Source organism: Paenibacillus donghaensis (assembly GCF_002192415.1).
Taxonomy (GTDB): Bacteria; Bacillota; Bacilli; order Paenibacillales; family Paenibacillaceae; genus Paenibacillus_AQ; species Paenibacillus_AQ donghaensis.
Map to the genome: position 1 here is coordinate 978390 of NZ_CP021780.1, position 18865 is coordinate 997254.

An 18865-nucleotide genomic window follows, 5' to 3' on the forward strand; every position below is an offset into this window, starting at 1 on the left:
AAAAATGATATCGTTAAGTGATAGGTTAACAGGTTGCTAATCACTGAAGGGCATGAATTTAGGAGGGAATTACAGAATATGAAACTTCTTGGTGCAATTGAAGCAGGCGGGACCAAGTTTGTCTGTGGGATTGGAAATGAAGACGGTACCATCCTGGACCGGGTTAGCTTTCCGACACTGACTCCGCAGGAGACGATGGGGCAGGTATTGGAATATTTTAAGAACAAAGAGGTTGAGGCTATCGGGATCGGATCGTTTGGACCGATTGATCCGGTGCTTGGCAGCCCTACTTACGGTTACATAACAACAACTCCGAAGCCCCACTGGGGCCAATATAATCTGGTCGGAACGGTTGCGGAACAAGTTAATGTGCCGATTGGCTTCGACACCGATGTGAACGGGGCGGCGCTGGGCGAATACAAATGGGGTGCAGCACAGGGCCTCGACAGCTGCCTGTATATCACCGTCGGCACCGGAATTGGAGCAGGTGCTGTGGTCGGCGGCAAAATGGTACACGGTTTGTCACATCCCGAGATGGGCCATATTCTAGTGCGCCGTCATCCTGAGGATACTTTTGAAGGCTTCTGTCCTTACCATGGCGATTGCCTTGAAGGTCTGGCCGCAGGTCCGGCCATCGGCAGCCGCTGGGGCAAGCCCGCTGGTGAGCTTCCGGCTGATCACCCGGCCTGGGAGATGGAAGCCCACTATCTCGCGCACGCACTGATGAATTATGTGCTGATCCTGTCTCCACAGAAGATTGTCATGGGCGGCGGCGTGATGAAGCAGACCCAGCTGTTCCCGCTGATTCACCGCAAGCTGCAGGAGCTGCTGGCCGGCTATGTACAGCATCCGGCACTGAATGCCGGCATCGGCAGCTATGTGGTGCCGCCGCAACTGGGCGACAACGCAGGCTTATCCGGAGCGCTTGGTCTCGCCAAGCTGGCGCTGGAAGTATAAGAATTTATAAGTTCCGTTCAGTAGATTAGGGATTGACTACGGCCTAATATATGGTATCCTTGGATTTAACAGTATAGCATCTAATGAGGGAGCACCTCTTTCGCGATTATCGTGAGAGAGGTGCTTTTTTGTGTCTTGTGGGGTATGACGGCAGCAATCGGCCCCATAGAAGGGAGCGTAAACCTCCAATGGCATAGCAAATATGCTTACTGTAAGACCAGGAAGGTAGGGATGATTATGCAAATTGTATTCATGAACCGTTTGTCCAGATGCTCGACAGTGGAAGAGGAGATTTTTGCCCAGCTGTGGATTGGTGAGGAGGAAGGGGTGTGGAGTCTGGGCTGGCGTGATTTCTCCAGCGGCGGGGAGAGCGAAGATCACTTGTGGTATGAGGGCGGTTCCTGGAATGAGATGCTCTGCGTATACAGGCATGAGCTTGCCGTGAAGATGGGGGATGGATACCGTCCCTTAATCGATGGGGTGTTCCATGAGGAGGATGGTCTGAACAGCCGTAACCAGGAGCAGCAGAAGCTGCAGTTCTACAGTGAGCATCACGGCAATGAGCAGGTGTATGAGCAGCTGTGCGCCTGGCGCAGGGGCAGGGCCTCCAGCGAACGGAAAGCGCCCTATATTCTGGCGAGCAACCGGCTGCTGCGGATGTTAAGTGCTTTTCTGCCGCAGACTCTGGAGGAGCTGCTGCAGATTCCGGGGATTGGCGAAACCAAGGCCGCCCAGTACGGCCCGGATTGGCTGGCCATCACAGCTACTGCAGCCCGTGAGCACGGCTTTCCGCTGAAATGGGTGCATGAGGCGGTAGGTGAGGAAGCCTTCATCTCCTGGCTATACAAGCAGAAGGAGATCAAATACAAGAAGCAACTGGAGCATCTGCGCCTGCGGCGGGTGCTGCTGCAGGGCATCGAGGGTGGCAACGACATGGATCAGCTGAAGGCTGCCAGCGGCGTGGGCCGCCGCGAGCTGCTTGAAGCCGTGGAAGAGCTGGAGAAGGACGGCTATTCCGTGGAGAAGCTGATCGAGCAGGAACTGGGGGAGGTCCCGGGCAGCGAGCAGCAGGCGATCTGGCAGGCTTATGAGGAGCTGGGCGATATGTTTCTGAAGCCTGTGCTGCATAAGGTTTATGGAGAGGACTTCGCCGCCGCTGAAGGACTGGATATGTATTATGAGCGCCTGCGGCTGGTCCGCATCCGCTTCCGGCGGGCACAGCACACCACGTCCGAGCTTAGTGCCACCAGCTGAGGGGAGGTTTCTGCAAGTGCAGGCACACATCGGCGTCGGCTGTGCGCACCGAGCACATGTGTAGGGTCCTGAGGCGTTGTAAAAAGGAATGAATCCTTGAATCTCGCTCGGCGAGATATAGGTGGAGGAAAATAAGGGATATACCCCCTAAATTTCGCTCAGTAAGCGTGAAAGCGAAAAAAATAAGGGATATATCCCTTAAATTTTGCTCAACAAGCCTGCGGGCGCAAAAAATAAAGGATATATCCCTTAAATTCTGCTCAGCAAGCCTGAGAGCGAAAAAAATAAAGGATAAATCCCTTAAATATCCGCCGTCCCGCGCCGTAAGCCGCCCGCGCACAGTCCCGCGCCAACAGCGTCCGCGCAATGTCCCGGCCGTAAGCCGCCCGCGCACAGTCCCGCGCCAACAGCGTCCGCGCAATGTCCCGGCCGTAAGCCGCCCGCGCACAGTCCCGCCCCCCCCCCCCCCCCCCGCGCACAGTCCCGCGCCAACAGCGTCCGCGCAATGTCCCGGCCGTAAGCCGCCCGCGCACAGTCCCGCGCCAACAGCGTCCGCGCAATGTCCCGGCCGTAAGCCGCCCGCGCACAGTCCCGCGCCAACAGCGTCCGCGCAATGTCCCGGCCGTAAGCCGCCCGCGCACAGTCCCGCGCCAACAGCGTCCGCGCAATGTCCCGGCCGTAAGCCGCCCGCGCACAGTCCCGCGCCAACAGCGTCCGCGCAATGTCCCGGCCGTAAGCCGCCCGCGCACAGTCCCGCGCCAACAGCGTCCGCGCAATGTCCCGGCCGTAAGCCGCCCGCGCACAGTCCCGCGCCAACAGCGTCCGCGCAATGTCCCGGCCGTAAGCCGCCTGCGCACAGTCCCGCGCCAACAGCGTCCGCGCAATGTCCCGGCCGTAAGCCGCCCGCGCACAGTCCCGCGCCAACAGCGTCCGCGCAATGTCCCGCGCCGTAAGCCGCCCGCGCACAGTCCCGCGCCAACAGCGTCCGCGCAATGTCCCGGCCGTAAGCCGCCCGCGCACAGTCCCACCCTGCTAGTCGCCGCGAACTGTGTAAGCGACCCAAGCCACCTACGCACTGTGCCCGGGGCTGCCAGGCCACAATGTTACCTCTCCAAAAAATGGTTAAAACCACCTATGTCATACGCTAACGTAGAGGAGGTTGCACCCATGAGGACTTTTAGCAGAGGGATGTTGTATCGTATAGGAGTTATGGTATATTTTCATACCGCTGCTGGTTATTATTTTTTTGGCGTGTCGTATATGCAGAGCAGAGGTGAGGAAGAGGAACGGAGCGGGTTCATCAGCATCACGATTAACGTTGCCCATATGCAAAAAGACGAAGGTATCTTCCCTCACGGTGAAGAGCCTTCGTCTACATTAAAAATATAAGAATTTATATGTTCCACGCTATAAATTATCCTTCATTTCTCGCTGAAACGCCCCGTCCTTTAAAGGACGGCGTAGCCGTTTCTACTTGTCGTCCTTTAGGGTTCATAGCCATTCCTTCTTGCGGAAGACGTAGAGCATTACACAACCTAGTGTAACCATGGCACCAATTACGCCATAATAGCCGTATTTCGTATGAATCTCGGGAATATTCTCGAAGTTCATCCCATAAATACCGGTGATGACCGTCAGTGGCATGAATATAGTGGTAATCGCCGTAAACACCCTCATAATTTCGTTGGCACGGTTGGCGATACTCGATTGATAGGCTTCACGCAAGTTGCCCATCAGATCGCGGTACGTCTCGAAGGTTTCTGAGATTTTGACTGCATTTTCGTAGATATCGCTGAAATATTTCTGCAGCTGGTCGTCGATGAGGCGGAGGTCTTTTTTGTTCAGCGTGTTGATAACCTCTTTCTGCGGACCCAGCATCTTCTTCAGCCAGAGAATCTCACTGCGCAGACCGATAATCTCGCTGAGATGCGATTTCTTGGTGTGCATCAGAATGTCCTCTTCGAGCTTCTCAATCCGCGCTTCAATCCGGTCGCCGACGGAGAAATAATTATCGACCACAAGGTCAATCAGCAGATACAGGAACATGTCCGGCTCACTGACCTCCTGCTCCCAGAGCATCGGCTTCAGCACACGCAGCTCATTGATCTTCTGTTTCGTTACTGTAATAATATAATGTCTTCCCAGGAAGACGTTAAGCGCCCGCAGGAAAATCTCCTCATCATCAAAACGGATGCTGTTCACTACTATAAAATAATGGCTTTCATAAATTTCGATCTTCGGACGCTGATCTTCTTCGCTGAGGCAATCCTCTACGGCCAGATCATGCAGGTTAAACAGGGGCTGGAGCAGCTCCAGATCCTCCACATCCGCATCAATCCAATAGAACCCCTCCGCTGGAGGTGCAAGTGTTTCTTTAATATCGTCCATCGTTGTAAAAACCCCTGAATTTACCAGCCGGATTTTCATCTGATTCACTCCTTCTGTCCCTGGTTATCCACCAGAGATGCTAATTAAAGCACAGAGAAATCATCAGCTTGGCCGGGGCTGCTATCCGAACCTAATGGTCACATATCCGTTCGAGGGCATGAAGAAGTGATGCTCCCGCCGCCGGCAAGCTGATGATTATCCTGTGTGGTTGTTCATTTGGTACGCCTATATGCGAGCTCGGGTCGCCTTCCATTCTTCTACTCACCTCGTCTTTTCATCTAAGTCTGGAAACACTTGTCTAGTATAACGCCCGGGTATGGCTCTTTCAAGAAGAATTCTTGCCATTTTCAAGCCCCCTGAGCATTGTATGGACTTGACGAAAAGGAGGTTCATGATTTAAAGTGGATTTTAATATAATAATTGAATACAGCTAAATCTTATCAAGAGCAGGTGGAGGGACTAGCCCGATGAAACCCGGCAACCGGCGTGTAAACGCACGGTGCTAATTCTTGCGGAAGCTTGGCTGGCGGTTAACCGTCAGTGTAAAGCGGTCTGGCAGATGAGAGAGGGCGCATATGTTGTGTAGATATGACCTTTCTCGTTCCGGGAGAGGTCTTTTTTTGTTGTATATCAACCCCATGAAGGAGTGAGCGTAAATGCCGATTAAGATTCCTGACAGTTTGCCCGCCAAAGAGATATTATCGGGTGAGAATATTTTTGTAATGGACGAGAGTCTGGCCTATCACCAGGATATCCGTCCGCTGCGGATTGCCATTCTCAATCTGATGCCTACCAAGGAGACAACCGAAACCCAGCTGCTGCGTCTGATCGGGAACTCCCCGCTTCAGGTAGATGTGATTCTGCTGCATCCAAGCTCCCACACATCGAAGAACACCTCAGCCGAGCATCTAAAGAGCTTTTACAAAACCTTCGACGAGATCAGCCACCGCCGCCTGGACGGTCTGATTGTGACCGGTGCCCCGGTCGAGCAGCTGGAATTCGAAGACGTGAATTACTGGGAAGAGCTGAAAGAGATTTTTGAATGGAGCAAGCAGAATGTGACCTCGACGATGCATATCTGTTGGGCGGCACAGGCAGGCTTGTATTACCACTTCGGGGTGCAAAAAGAAATTCTGCCCGAAAAATGCTTCGGCGTCTTCCCGCATACGCTCAGCCAAAGCAACTTCAAGCTGCTGCGCGGCTTCGACGAGGTATTCCATGTACCTCATTCGCGTCATACGGATGTTTCCCGTGCTGATATCGAAGCCAATCCGGAGCTGCAGATTCTGGCTGAATCGGAAGAAGCCGGTATATATCTGGTGTCCACGCTGGACGGCAAGCAGATCTTCGTCACCGGACATTCTGAATACGATCCGAACTCCCTTAAATGGGAATACGACCGGGATATCGCCAAGGGCATGGATATTGAGCTGCCGAAGCATTATTATCCCAAGGATGACCCGACCCGGACACCGCCTGCTGTATGGCGGGCCCATGCCAACTTATTATTCTCTAACTGGTTGAATTACTATGTATACCAAGAGACTCCTTACGATATCGGTCCAATTATTTAATATAATGAAAAGAAGCAAACACTCGACATCACTTTTAGGAGGTTTATGGAATGGATGAGAAACTGAGGATTGAAAGCAGGCTGGCACAAATTGGCTCACAGGAGGACCCTGCAACGGGGGCGGTGAATTTTCCGATTTATCAGTCAACGGCATTCAGACACCCGCGGCTGGGACAAAGCACAGGGTTCGACTACATCCGTACCAAGAACCCGACCCGTTCTGTGCTGGAAACTGTCGCAGCTGAGCTGGAATCCGGCGATGCCGGATTTGCCTGCAGCTCCGGCATGGCTGCGCTGCAGACCGTCTTTGCCTTGTTTGGACAAGGTGACCATCTGGTGGTCTCACTTGATTTGTACGGCGGAACCTATCGTCTGCTGGAGCGGATTCTCTCCCGCTTCGGCATCAGCGCCTCCTATGTGGATACCAATGACCTTGAAGCGCTGGAAGCGGCGCGGACGCCGGGTACCAAGGCGGTATTCGTCGAGACTCCGACCAATCCGCTGATGATGATTACTGATATACGGGCGGTGTGTAGCTGGGCCAAGGAGCATAATCTGCTGACGATTGTTGACAATACCCTGCTTACCCCGTTCTTCCAGCGGCCGCTGGAGCTGGGTGCGGACATTGTGGTACATAGTGCGACCAAATATTTGGGCGGACACAACGATGTGCTGGCCGGACTGATTATGACCAAAGGCAGTGAGCTGTCTGCCGAGATGGCCGTGCTGCACAACTCGATCGGGGCGGTGCTTGGCCCAAGCGACAGCTACCAGCTGATGAGAGGGATGAAGACGCTGGCGCTGCGCATGGAGCGGCATGAGAGCAACGCACTTGCCCTGGCCCGCTTTCTGCAGGATCATCCGGCGATTGCCGAGGTGTTCCATCCGGGCCTGCCCGAGCATCCCGGGTTCGAGATTCAGAACAGCCAGTCCTCCGGCAACACGGGGATTTTCTCCTTCAAGGTCAAAGACGCCGCCTATATTGAGCCTGTGCTCCGCCATATCCGGCTGATTGCTTTTGCCGAGAGCCTGGGCGGCGTGGAGTCGCTGATGACTTACCCGGCTGTGCAGACACACGCCGATATCCCGGTTGAGATCCGCGATGCTGTAGGCGTGGATGACCGTCTGCTGCGTTTCTCCGTCGGTATCGAGCATGCCGAGGATCTGATTAACGATCTCGGCAATGCGCTGGAAGCGGCACGGGCTGAGCTGGAGAAATAACCGCTCTGCACAGAAGTGTTTCGCAGTTCCTGAAGAATCCGCCAGGTCTGACCTGTGCGGATTTTTGCGGTTTATGTTACGATGAGGGAATGGAACTTTTTATACATTGGTAATTGTTTATACCTAACAGCGAGGAACCTAAAGGAGGCTGCTAACGATGAGTGCGATAGATCTTATTCTGGACAAAACACTGAAAGGTGAACGTCTTCAACTGGAAGATACGGTGCGGCTGTTTGAGAGCAATGAGATTGAGAAAATGGGGGCTGCCGCCAACAAGATTATGGAACGCTGGCATCCGGACCCGCTGGCTACGTTTGTGATCGGCCGCAATATTAATTATACGAATGTGTGCGACGTCTACTGCCGTTTCTGCGCATTCTACCGCAAACCCGGTTCAGATGAAGGGTATGTGCTGCCGGACGAGCTGATCTTCCAAAAGATCACCGAGACGATGGCAGTGAACGGCACGGAGATTCTGATGCAGGGCGGCACCAACCCGAACCTGCCATTCAGCTATTACACCGACCTGTTGCGCGGCATCAAGCAGCGTTTCCCTGAGATTACCATGCATTCCTTCTCCCCGGCGGAGATTATGAAGATGGTGGAAGTCTCCGGCCTGCCGCTGGAGCAGGTGATGCGCGAGATTCACGCTGCAGGTCTGGATTCCCTGCCTGGCGGGGGAGCGGAGATTCTGGATGACCGCACACGCCGCAAGATCAGCCGCCTGAAGGGCTCCTGGCGCGAGTGGATGGATGTGATGCAGACGGCACACAAAATCGGCATGAACACTACAGCGACGATGGTTATCGGGCTTGGCGAGAGCATGGAGGAGCGCGCGCTGCATCTGCTGCGAGTGCGTGAAGCTCAGGATGAATGCATCGCGAATAAGTATGATTCGGAAGGCTTCCTGGCCTTCATCTCCTGGACCTTCCAGCCGGACAATACGAATCTGAAGCTGGACCGCCAGACGCCGGAGGAATATCTGAAGACGGTGGCAATCAGCCGGCTGGTGCTGGATAATATCAAGAACTTCCAGTCCTCCTGGGTAACCATGGGACCGGAGGTCGGCAAGCTGTCGCTGCGATATGGCTGCAATGACTTCGGCAGCACGATGATTGAAGAGAACGTGGTCTCATCCGCCGGTGCGACCCATAAGGTCAACATCGAGTCGATTACCGGGCTCATCCGTGAAGCAGGCAAAGTTCCGGCACAACGCAACACACGTTATGACATCCTGCGGGTATTCGACGATGCGAATGAGAAGATTGACAATGATTTTGTGATGCAGAATTAGATGATAATTGCTCTGTCCCCTTAGGGAGGAGCGATTGGTATCTACGGACAGGCAGGTTTTCTCCGCTAGGGGAATCCTGCCTGTTTTTTTTAGAAATATAAGAAATTATATGTTCTACACTATTCTTTATCCTTCTATTTTTCGCAGAAACGGATGCCGCCTCTTGCAGAGGACGGCGAAGCCGTTTCTTCTTATATACAAATACATCCAAAAGTGATATCATAATAATATCAAATACATATCTAGTGGAGGTAAGATTATGCAGGAGAAAACACTTCATCCGGTTAGCGGTTTCTGGGTCATTGCTTTGATTGCTTTGTGTCTGGCAGGAGGGATCTATGGGCTTGTACATCTGTACGTTACGGTACCGGTAATCCTGTTTGTAGCGGCAGTGATTCTTTCGACCAGCATCACTGTGGTGCAGCCGAACAAGTCGGTGGTGGTGACATTTTTCGGACAGTACGTGGGAACGATTGCCAAGAGCGGATTGTTTGCAGTCATTCCGTTCAGCATCCGCAAGACCGTCTCGCTGCGTGTGCGCAACTTCAACAGCGTCAAGCTGAAGGTCAATGATGTCGAAGGCAATCCGATTGAAATTGCTGCGGTTATTGTTTTTAAAGTGGTCAACTCCGCCAAAGCCCTGTTTGATGTCGACAAATATATGGCTTTTGTGGAGATCCAGAGTGAGACGGCGCTGCGCCATGTGGCCAGCAAATATCCGTATGATAACTTCAACGAATCCGGTATGTCGCTGCGGGCCAATGCGGATCAGATTGCCAAGGAGCTGGCGGTGGAGCTGCAGGACCGTCTGTCCCTGTCAGGGGTAGAGGTTATCGAGGCGAGGCTGACCCATCTGGCCTATTCCACGGAAATTGCCAGCACGATGCTGCAGCGGCAGCAGGCCTCTGCCATTCTGTCTGCGCGGCAGATTATCGTGGAGGGGGCCGTCGGGATGGTGGATATGGCGATCCGCAAGCTGAAGGCCGATGGCATTGTCGAGCTGGATGAGGAGCGCAAGGCGGCCATGATCAACAATCTGATGGTGGCGATTGTATCTGAACGCGGAGCGAGCCCGGTGATTAACGCCGGTTCGTTGTACTAGGTCGGATTATCATGGCGGCCAAAAAAAGCTTTCCGCTGCGCATTGATCCCGAGCTGCATGAGGCGCTGGAACGGTGGGCGGCAGAGGAATTTCGCAGCGTAAACGGACATATCGAATACCTGCTGCGTGAATCTTTGAAACGTGCAGGCCGCTTGCCGGGAAGAAAACGCCAGGAGGATTAACCGCTTCAGCGCAGGATCATTAGTTGAAATCCGCTTGACTTGAAAGACAGCCCGGCGCTATAATTACTCGTAATTCACGTTAACAGCGTCGACAAAGATATGAGTGAATCGTCAAGGACCGTCCAGAGAGAGGGAACATAGGCTGTAATTTCCTCCGGTATCCGGGATTTCATTTACCCCTTTGTAGCTGCGGTTATGAACTCCCTCTAACGAGGGACAGTAAGAACCGCCGGTTCATGGCCGTTATTCCCATGCTGACGAAGGATTCTGTACAAGAATCGAATTTGGGTGGAACCACGGGTGCAATCACTCGTCCCTTTGCGGGACGGGTGTTTTTTGTATGCGTGGAGATAGGCCCTCTCGCAAAAGCAGGCGGCCGGTCGGCCGAAACAATAGGCAAGAAAGTGGTTACTACTTAGGTCCCACCGAGGATTTAGAGCGCTGCCCTAGAGCTTTCAGAGAAAATAGATGCATTTTTGCAACTAAATCTGTGAATTCGACTAATGAGGCTAGCATGGAGCTAAGTCTTTGATGCTCTTATCCTACGGAGGCCTAAGTAGTAACAGAAAGTTAAGCTAATCACACTTACTAGGAGGAATTAAGATGGCAGTAAACATCAAACTTCCGGACGGCTCGGTCCGGGAATACGCGGATGGCAGCAGCATCGAAGATGTAGCGGCATCCATCAGCAGCGGTCTGCGCAAGAACGCGGCAGCAGGCAAGCAGAACGGGATCGTAGTAGATCTGGCAACTCCGGTCGGGGAGGGTGACCTGATTGAGATCGTGACTCTGGATTCGCCGGAAGGGCTGGAGGTCATGCGCCACAGTACCGCGCATTTGATGGCCCAGGCAGTCAGAAGATTGTTCGGAACCAAAGAAGTGAAGCTGGGGGTAGGACCGGTTATTGAAGACGGCTTCTACTATGATATGGACCTGGAGCATCCGCTGAATCCCGAGGATCTGCTGAAGATCGAGAAGGAAATGGAGCGTATCATTAACGAGAATCTGCCGATTGTGCGCAAGGAAGTCGGCCGCAAGGAAGCGCTGGAGATCTTTGGCGAGCTGGGCGATCCTTACAAGCTGGAACTGATCGAGGCGCTTCCAGAGGAAAGCGTAATTACCATCTATGAGCAGGGCGAATTCTTCGACCTTTGCCGCGGACCACATGTGCCGTCGACCAGCAAGATCAAGGTCTTCAAGCTGATGAGTGTAGCCGGTGCCTACTGGCGCGGCGACAGCAAGAACAAGATGCTGCAGCGGGTGTACGGTACCGCATGGGTGAAGAAGGCCCAGCTCGACGAGCATCTGCGCCTGCTGGAGGAAGCGAAGAAACGCGACCACCGCAAGCTGGGCAAGGAGCTGGAGATGTTTACTTTTAACAATCTGGTGGGACAAGGGCTGCCGATCTGGCTGCCGAACGGCGCGAAGCTGCGCAGTATCCTGGAGCGTTATATTGTGGATATTGAAGCCAGCCTCGGCTACCAGCACGTGTACACTCCGGTCCTCGGCAACGTGGATCTGTACAAAACCTCCGGCCACTGGGAGCACTACCAGGAAGACATGTTCCCTAAGATGACTATTGATAATGAGGAATTTGTGCTGCGCCCGATGAACTGCCCGCATCACATGATGATCTATAAGAGCAGCATGCACAGCTACCGCGATCTGCCGATCCGCATTGCCGAGCTTGGCATCCAGCACCGCTACGAAATGTCCGGAGCCTTGACCGGCCTGCACCGCGTACGCTCCATGACCCTGAACGATGCGCATATCTTCTGTCGTCTGGATCAGGTCAAGAGTGAATTCAGACGTGTTATTGAACTGATCAAACGGGTGTATAGCGACTTCGGAATCAAGGATTACCGCTTCCGTCTGTCCTACCGTGATCCTGCGGATTCCGAGAAATATTTCCCGGACGACGACATGTGGAACACTGCACAAGGCCTGCTGCGTGAAATCGTTGAAGAATCGGGCATGCCGTTCTACGAAGCGGAAGGGGAAGCCGGCTTCTACGGGCCTAAGCTTGATGTTCAGATCAAGACCGTTCTGGGTAAAGAAGAGACTCTGTCTACCGTGCAGATCGACTTCCTGCTGCCCAAACGCTTCGATCTCGAATATGTCGGCGATGACGGCCAGAAGCACCGTCCGGTTGTACTGCACCGCGGTGTTCTGGGTACAATGGAACGGTTCGTAGCCTTCCTGCTGGAGAACTTTGCCGGCTCCCTGCCGCTGTGGCTGTCTCCGCAGCAAGTGAAGGTCATTCCGGTCTCCACTGCGTTTGATGAGTATGCCAATGAAGTCATCGACAAGCTGCGCATGGCAGGCATCCGCGCGGAAGCGGATCTGCGCAATGAGAAGCTGGGCTACAAGATCCGTGAAGCGCAGCTGGAGAAGCTGCCTTACATGTTCGTCATCGGCGAGAATGAGCAGAATGCCGGAACCGTCTCGATCCGCAAGCGCGGAGAAGGCGATATGGGTGCGAAGCCATTGGATGAAGTGATCCAAATGCTGGCCAAGGAAATTGCCGAACGCACAATTGCTGAATAGCTGCTGAACCAATGCCGCATAAAGGTGTGCAAGTGACCTTGATGTATAAAATCTTGTCAAACGGGAAACCTTCGCTAATAGGGGGAGGTTTATCTAATGAACAAAATGAGCAAAGGCCAGAGGTTATGGTGTCTTATTGTAACGATTGTATTGCTGCTGAGTGTAGCAGGTATATATCCTCAGTCCGGCCGCAAGGCGGCGGAGGCAACAGGAGTGGCGTCAACACATCAGCAGGTGATCTTGGCCTCAGGCAGCTCGATGGCCGAGAAGTATGCAACCTATGCCGGCCATGTGGTTGGTCCCGAGGTGTTCTCACAGCTGAAGCCATCCAGCACATTACCACCGCAGCAGCAGAGCAGCCGGAAGGCTGTGCGCAGAAGCAAGCCAGCTCTGCCTGTACAGCCGGATGCTATGCCTGTATCGGCACCTGCGCCGCACCAGATCATCACCTCACTAAAGGTTACGGCTACCGGTTATACCGCGGGTTATGAATCTACAGGCAAAACGGCAAAACATCCCCAATACGGGATCACGTATTCCGGTGTCAAGGTGCGTAGAGACAAAAATACAGTCTCGACGATTGCCGCAGACCCCAAGGTGCTGCCGCTGGGCAGTGTGCTGTATATTCCGGGCTATGGCTACGCAATAGTGGCTGATACCGGATCAGCGATCAAGGGGCGAAAGATTGATCTTTATTTTGCCACCACCAAACAGGTGTATAAGGAATGGGGCAAAAAAACAGTGACCGTACAGCTTATCAAACGGGGCAACGGAAAATGTACGGAAGCGATGCTTAGAAACTTCAGCCGGGCGATCGAAACGCACAGATCGGTGCCGCAATCGCTGCTGGAGGAAGCCATTTGAACATTATTTCACTTGAAAGTGCATAATAGGGCCTTCACTTTCCCATAATACGGACTGGGGCATAGACGTGCCCTTTCTGAGAAATTCTCAGCGCAGTATCTTATGATGCTGCACCGGGAAACAGGGAGGTGAATGAAGTGGCCAATACCAAAAAACCAAAGGTACAGGAAAATTACAAAACACCGAATGAAAAATTCAATGCCGAGTTTGCTGCTGAAAATGACGGCACAACTAAGCAACTTGGAAATACGACGCCAAAACCGGCTCAGAAACCACAGCAGTAGGATTGTGAGCATTACTGCAGTAGGATAGCTGCAGAAGCATAAACCGTTCTTTATTAGCCAATAGGCTATAAGGAGCGGTTTTTGCTGATAAATGAGAAAGTGAATGATTATGTGAACGTTTACCAGTAGGACTATATAACCAAAAGAAGGAATTTGGACAATAAGTGTTTATATTTCCCTGTACCTAGTGCCGATATATAAGGAGAAATGTCGAATGAGATAATATAGAAACGAGGTTGCTTGGAATGAAGAAGAAATTCAGATTTACGGTTAGGAAGAAGCTTTACTTGTCGTTTTTTATAGTGCTGCTGATACCGGCTCTGATCATTGGGTGGACAGCGTCCGAAACCTCCCGCGATAAGATGCAGGAGCAGATGCTGGGCAGCGCAGAGCAGAGCGTAGAGACAGTCAATTTGATTATCAGCAACGCCATTCAGGCCAAAATGCATGATGCAGATTATTTAACAAGTATCATCAATGCTTCGATGATCGATGGTCCGCGCAGTCCGCGTATTGTGCCATCACTGGAGCAGTATCTAGGCATGCATGCTGACGCCAACGACATTTATATAGGTACTAAGGAGGGGCTGATGATCCGCGGCAAAGCCAAGGATGATTCCAGCTACGATCCGCGCGAGCGGGACTGGTATAAGCTGGCGATGAAGACTCCGGGCAAAATCGCAATGACACCGATCATAATTAATACATCGGGCAAACCAGCGCTTGTGATGTCGAAGACCTTGCCTGACGGCTCCGGGGTTCTGGGTATTTCACTTAATCTGGACGTGTTAAGCGCACAATCCAGTATACATATTGGAGACAAGGGTTATGTAGTCGTATTGGATGGAGCGAAGAAGGTGATCGTACATCCAGACCTAAAACCGGCGGACGAAGCCGGAAAGAGCTATGCTGACCCAATGTTTGCGGAACCAAGCGGCATCTTCGATTACGATTTGGGGGACAATGGCAAAAAAATGGTCTTCCAGACTAATGAGGCTACTGGCTGGAAAATCGGAGGTTCGCTGTATGAGGAGGAGCTGAATGAAGGGGCCGACGCGATCCAGAGGATTGTAACGATTACGATTGTGGTCATTCTGCTCGTCCTGATTGCGGCTTGCTCCTTCTTGGTCAATTCCATCACCCGGCCGCTTCTGAGGCTGCAGGAATCGGCAGCGGTAATCAGCAAGGGTGACCTGACTGCGTTGATTGACACCCGCAAACAGGATGAAATCGGCAATGTGGCGCGCAGCTTCCAGAGCATGGTGGACAACCTGCGGGCAATGATTATGGGAGTTCAGGAGACAACCGAGCTGGTCTCGTCCTCGGCCGAGGAGTTGGCTGCCAGCGCAGAGCAGTCCAGCCATGCCATTGAACATGTCAGCGGCTCGGTGCAGGAGATGGCTGCGGGCAGCGAGCAGCAGGTGGGAAGCGTACAGCAAGGTGCACAGAGCCTGACTAATATCTCTGCAGAGATTCAGAATCTGTCGGGCCAAATGCAGGAGATGTCTTCGGGCATGCAGCAGACGTCGGCTTCGGCACATGAAGGCAACCAAGCGGCGATGGAGGCCGCCCAGCAAATCTACAGTGTGCAGGAGACGGTTGGACGGCTGGATGGAATCGTGAATAAGCTGGGAGAACGTTCGCTTGAAATAGACAACATCGTTGAGGTAATCACCAATATCTCCCAGCAGACCAACCTGCTGGCACTGAATGCTTCTATTGAAGCCGCACGTGCGGGTGAGCAAGGCAGAGGGTTTGCTGTAGTGGCTTCAGAGGTGCGCAAGCTGGCCTTCAACTCTGAGCAATCCGCGTTCCAGATTAGCGAGCTGGTTCAAGCCGTCCGCATGCATGTGGAAGAAGTAGCTGCCGAAATGGTAGTTACGAAGACGAAGGTCGAGAGCGGAATTGAAGCTGTGAACATCTCAGGCCGTTCCTTCTCGGAGATTACACGGACTGTGGAACATTCCGCCTCCACCCTGGAGGAGCTGGCTAACGCAGCTCAGGAAATGAACGGTAATGCGGCTGCTGTAGTTGAGCATATGAATAAGATCAAGTCGATCTCCGAGCATGCCTCCGAGATTACAGATTCGGTCTCAGCGGCGACGCAGCAGCAGCAGGCCTCCACAGAGGAGATTGCCTCCTCGGCAGCGGGATTGAGCAGCATGGCAGAGCAATTGCAGCAACTTGTGCTGCGCTTTAAAATTTATCATAACTAATGCTAAGATTATAATGATATAGTAAAAAAATCCATGCCCCTCCGTCTGCAGACGGAGGGGTTATTCCTTCTCACGCCGCTGTTCCCCGCAGCAGCTTTCATGTAAACTGAGGCTATAAGTTTAAACGAGTGCGTAATCAAACTCATCAAAGGGGAAATGGGAGATGAAAAAAAGGTTAACAAGCCAGATTTTTGGCGGCCTGGTCTTGATTGGACTAGGGGTTTTGTTTCTGATGAGGCAGCTGGGTTATACGGATATCAACATCGGTTCCCTGTTCTCAACCTACTGGCCGGCTATTCTGATCTATATTGGAGTGCAGAACCTGCTTGGCGACAGTTCTAAGGGGAATTCTTTCCTCGGCGGTATCTTTTTTATATCGCTTGGCGTTTTTTTCCTGGGCCGCAATCTCGATTGGTTTGATCTGTCGGGCAGTGATTTCTTCAGAATGTTTATCCCGGTGATGCTGATCGGCGGCGGGCTGTATATCATCTTCAAGCCGCGCAGATCGCAGCCGCCTGCTCCTCCGGCTCCGCCTATGCCGCCAGGACCGTTTCCGCAAGGCCGTGATCCGCTGGACGCCCCGCCGCCGAAACCGCTGGAATCAACGCTGGATGAGCAATTCGAGCAGAAATTCGGCAAGTCTGCCGGAACACGTGACTGGAATGATTATCTGAACAAGGATCAGACGGATGCCGGCAGCAGCCAGGCCGGCCCGTCTACTCCCGAGCAGCGCTGGCAGGAGAAGCAGGAGCGGCACGAGCGCAAACGCCAGGAGCGGCATGAACGCCACGGCCACCGGCCTGGCAAATGGCATGAGGATTTCAAGGATGAGAATTTCAGCGGCAACAGCAAGGATTCGACGAACCGGTCTGCTTTTATCGGAGATATCCATATGGGCCGGGAACACTTTCAATTGAAGAACAGCAACATCTCACAATTTATCGGTGATACGGTGCTGGATCTGACCAATGCCCAGATTGCTTATGGGGAGACGAAGGTTAATATTTCCGCTTTTGTCGGCGATATTAAGGTATACATCCCGGATGATATGGACCTTGGCATATCGGTGAACAGCAGTTCCTTTATCGGTGATATGGAGGTGCTGGACCAATCACGCAGCGGATTCATGAGCAATGTGCAGTGCAGCACTCCCTACTATAAAGAAGCAGGCAAAAAGGTCCGGATCAACGTAAGTGCCTTCATCGGCGATATCAAAGTCAAAACGGTGGGTTAAGGATGGGGAAGATCTTCAGTAATACTAAATGGATGCTGATGGTCTACTTCCTCCTTAGCGGAGGAGTGACAGCCGGAATGCTCTATGCCGGTGCCTGCCTGGGTTTCATCGAAGTGGCGGATTCCCGCATGTGGCTGTACCTGTGTCTCATTATTGTGCTATTCGCGGTCGTTGTCGGCTATATGGCAGGCCAGCGCATTCAGCGAAGGATTGATGATCTGGATCTGAATATGCTGCAGGTAGCCAAAGGCAATCTGTCGGTGCGGATGGCAAACAGTGAGGATCAGTCTTTTGCAAGGGTCTATCATGAGTTCAATATGATGATGGATACCGTGGAGAACAAAATGCAGATCCTGCAGCGGCTCGGCGAACAGGAAGTTATCGAGAAGGAACAGGCGGCGGAGAGTGCGGTACTGGAGGAGCGGCGGCGGATGGCCCGTGATTTGCATGACACGGTAAGCCAGCAGCTGTTCGCGATCCATATGTCCGCCTCTTCGCTGCCTAAAGTGCTGGAGCGCAATGAGGAGCAGGGCCAGACGGTGATGAACCAGCTGATTACCATGTCGCAAATGGCTCAGAAGCAGATGCGTGCGCTGATCGCCCAACTGCGTCCGGTAGAGCTGGAGGGGCGCAATCTGTTCGAAGCCCTGGAGAAATGGTTCCCCGACTATTGCCGCCAGAATGGCTTGAAGGGCATGAAGGAGCTGGAGCTGCAGGGTGAGCTGTCGGAAGCCATCGAGCATCAGCTGTTCCTGATTATCCAGGAGGCGATGGCGAATATCGTCAAGCATGCAGGCGCATGCCTGGTGAGTCTCTCGCTGCGCGAAGGCCGCAGGCAGGTGGTGCTGAGCATCAGCGATGACGGGCAGGGCTTCGAGCATGTGCAGCAGAAGCAGGGCTCCTATGGTCTGATTACGATGCGTGAACGGGCGGAGAAGCTGGGCGGCCAGGTGGAGATTATCAGCCGCAAGGGAGCGGGAACGACGATTCGTGTACATATCCCCAAGTTTGTTCAGGCTGCGGGCAATGTGGAGGGGAACACCAAAGCTATTACGGGCGCTGCTGCTCCCGAAGAGGAGGGTTAGAACATGAGTGTGATCAAAGTGCTGATTGTGGATGACCACGATATGGTCCGGATGGGCCTCAAAACCTACCTGATGCTGGAGCCAGTATTCGAGGTGACTGGTGAAGCGGCGAATGGGCATGAAGCCTTGGAACTGCTGCGCAAAGGCGGCGAGGAGGCGTTGCCTGATCTGGTGCTGATGGATCTGATGATGCCTGTGATGAACGGGGCGGAGACAACGAGAGCGGTGCTGGCTGAATTTCCGAAGCTCAAAATCGTTATCCTCACCAGCTTCCTGGAGGATGATCTGGTCGTGGATGCTATTGAAGCCGGTGCGATCAGCTATGTGCTGAAGACGGTATCGGCAGAGGAGCTGATCTACGCGCTGCAGGGGGCTTACCGCGGCATGCCTGTTATGACCGGCGATGTGTCGCAGGCGCTGACGCGCGGCATCCGCCAGCGGACGGTGCAGGGCGATTCCTCCGGCCTGACCGAACGCGAGAAGGAAGTGCTGCTGCTGATTGCCGAAGGCAAGACGAATAAGGATATCGGCGAAGAGCTGCATATCAGCATCAAAACGGTCAAGACACATGTCAGCAATCTGCTGATGAAATGCGAGCTGGATGACCGTACGCAGCTGGCGATCTATGCCCACCGCAAGGGCTGGGCGCAAGGCTGAAGAACCC

General features: G+C 53.2%; 17 protein-coding genes and 1 riboswitch. Of the genes, 15 read left to right on the forward strand and 2 right to left on the reverse strand.

The window, feature by feature from the left end; all coding sequences use genetic code 11:
• Positions 1-78: 78 nt before the first annotated feature.
• Positions 79-957, forward strand: coding sequence for an ROK family protein (locus B9T62_RS03975; protein WP_087914068.1), 879 nt, complete (start codon positions 79-81; stop codon positions 955-957).
• Between the two features lie 237 nt (positions 958-1194).
• On the forward strand, positions 1195-2211 hold the full coding sequence (locus tag B9T62_RS03980; RefSeq protein ID WP_087920122.1) for an HRDC domain-containing protein: 1017 nt from the start codon (positions 1195-1197) through the stop codon (positions 2209-2211).
• 260 nt (positions 2212-2471) lie between these two features.
• Here the strand turns inward: B9T62_RS03980 and B9T62_RS40155 are convergent, their stop codons facing one another.
• The gene (locus B9T62_RS40155; RefSeq protein WP_211296409.1) at positions 2472-3287 is read right to left on the reverse strand and encodes a hypothetical protein; all 816 of its coding nucleotides are present in this window, start codon (positions 3285-3287) and stop codon (positions 2472-2474) included.
• Positions 3288-3378: 91 nt separating this feature from the next.
• Here B9T62_RS40155 and B9T62_RS03990 point away from each other — a divergent pair, with 91 nt between their 5' ends.
• Entirely contained in the window at positions 3379-3600 is a 222-nt protein-coding gene (locus B9T62_RS03990; RefSeq protein ID WP_087914070.1) for a hypothetical protein, read from the forward strand.
• Between the two features lie 102 nt (positions 3601-3702).
• Here B9T62_RS03990 and corA read toward each other — a convergent pair whose 3' ends face one another.
• Positions 3703-4638 carry a magnesium/cobalt transporter CorA gene (corA, locus tag B9T62_RS03995; RefSeq protein WP_087914071.1) on the reverse strand — a complete coding sequence of 312 codons (936 nt, stop codon included), beginning with the start codon at positions 4636-4638 and terminating at the stop codon, positions 3703-3705.
• A gap of 395 nt (positions 4639-5033) precedes the next feature.
• Positions 5034-5165: riboswitch (SAM riboswitch) on the forward strand.
• Between the two features lie 90 nt (positions 5166-5255).
• On the opposite strand from corA, the gene metA reads away from it, so the two are divergent.
• The 12 genes from metA (at position 5256) to B9T62_RS04050 (ending at position 18858) form a co-directional block, all read left to right on the forward strand.
• Positions 5256-6173: a homoserine O-acetyltransferase MetA gene (gene metA, locus B9T62_RS04000; RefSeq protein ID WP_087914072.1), complete on the forward strand. Its 918-nt coding sequence runs from the start codon at positions 5256-5258 to the stop codon at positions 6171-6173.
• Between the two features lie 50 nt (positions 6174-6223).
• Positions 6224-7393, forward strand: a complete 1170-nt coding sequence (locus B9T62_RS04005) for an aminotransferase class I/II-fold pyridoxal phosphate-dependent enzyme (RefSeq protein ID WP_087914073.1) — start codon at positions 6224-6226, stop codon at positions 7391-7393.
• A gap of 157 nt (positions 7394-7550) precedes the next feature.
• Entirely contained in the window at positions 7551-8687 is a 1137-nt protein-coding gene (gene mqnC, locus B9T62_RS04010; RefSeq protein ID WP_087914074.1) for a cyclic dehypoxanthinyl futalosine synthase, read from the forward strand.
• A 259-nt stretch (positions 8688-8946) separates the two neighbouring features.
• Entirely contained in the window at positions 8947-9789 is an 843-nt protein-coding gene (locus B9T62_RS04015; RefSeq protein ID WP_087914075.1) for an SPFH domain-containing protein, read from the forward strand.
• 11 nt (positions 9790-9800) lie between these two features.
• Positions 9801-9971: a type II toxin-antitoxin system antitoxin gene (locus B9T62_RS04020; RefSeq protein WP_087914076.1), complete on the forward strand. Its 171-nt coding sequence runs from the start codon at positions 9801-9803 to the stop codon at positions 9969-9971.
• Between the two features lie 603 nt (positions 9972-10574).
• Positions 10575-12518: a threonine--tRNA ligase gene (gene thrS / locus B9T62_RS04025; RefSeq protein ID WP_087914077.1), complete on the forward strand. Its 1944-nt coding sequence runs from the start codon at positions 10575-10577 to the stop codon at positions 12516-12518.
• Between the two features lie 96 nt (positions 12519-12614).
• Positions 12615-13382 carry a 3D domain-containing protein gene (locus tag B9T62_RS04030; RefSeq protein ID WP_245864335.1) on the forward strand — a complete coding sequence of 256 codons (768 nt, stop codon included), beginning with the start codon at positions 12615-12617 and terminating at the stop codon, positions 13380-13382.
• A 137-nt stretch (positions 13383-13519) separates the two neighbouring features.
• The gene (locus tag B9T62_RS38670) at positions 13520-13666 is read left to right on the forward strand and encodes a hypothetical protein (protein ID WP_157685437.1); all 147 of its coding nucleotides are present in this window, start codon (positions 13520-13522) and stop codon (positions 13664-13666) included.
• Positions 13667-13953: 287 nt separating this feature from the next.
• Complete coding sequence (locus B9T62_RS04035; protein ID WP_169834325.1) at positions 13954-15882, forward strand: methyl-accepting chemotaxis protein; 1929 nt, start codon at positions 13954-13956, stop codon at positions 15880-15882.
• A 163-nt stretch (positions 15883-16045) separates the two neighbouring features.
• On the forward strand, positions 16046-17116 hold the full coding sequence (gene liaF / locus B9T62_RS04040; RefSeq protein WP_087914079.1) for a cell wall-active antibiotics response protein LiaF: 1071 nt from the start codon (positions 16046-16048) through the stop codon (positions 17114-17116).
• Positions 17117-17118: 2 nt separating this feature from the next.
• Positions 17119-18201 (forward strand): sensor histidine kinase, encoded by a 1083-nt coding sequence (locus B9T62_RS04045; protein WP_245864336.1) that lies wholly within the window; start codon positions 17119-17121, stop codon positions 18199-18201.
• A 3-nt stretch (positions 18202-18204) separates the two neighbouring features.
• Positions 18205-18858 (forward strand): response regulator, encoded by a 654-nt coding sequence (locus B9T62_RS04050; RefSeq protein ID WP_087914080.1) that lies wholly within the window; start codon positions 18205-18207, stop codon positions 18856-18858.
• The last annotated feature ends 7 nt before the right edge of the window (positions 18859-18865 follow it).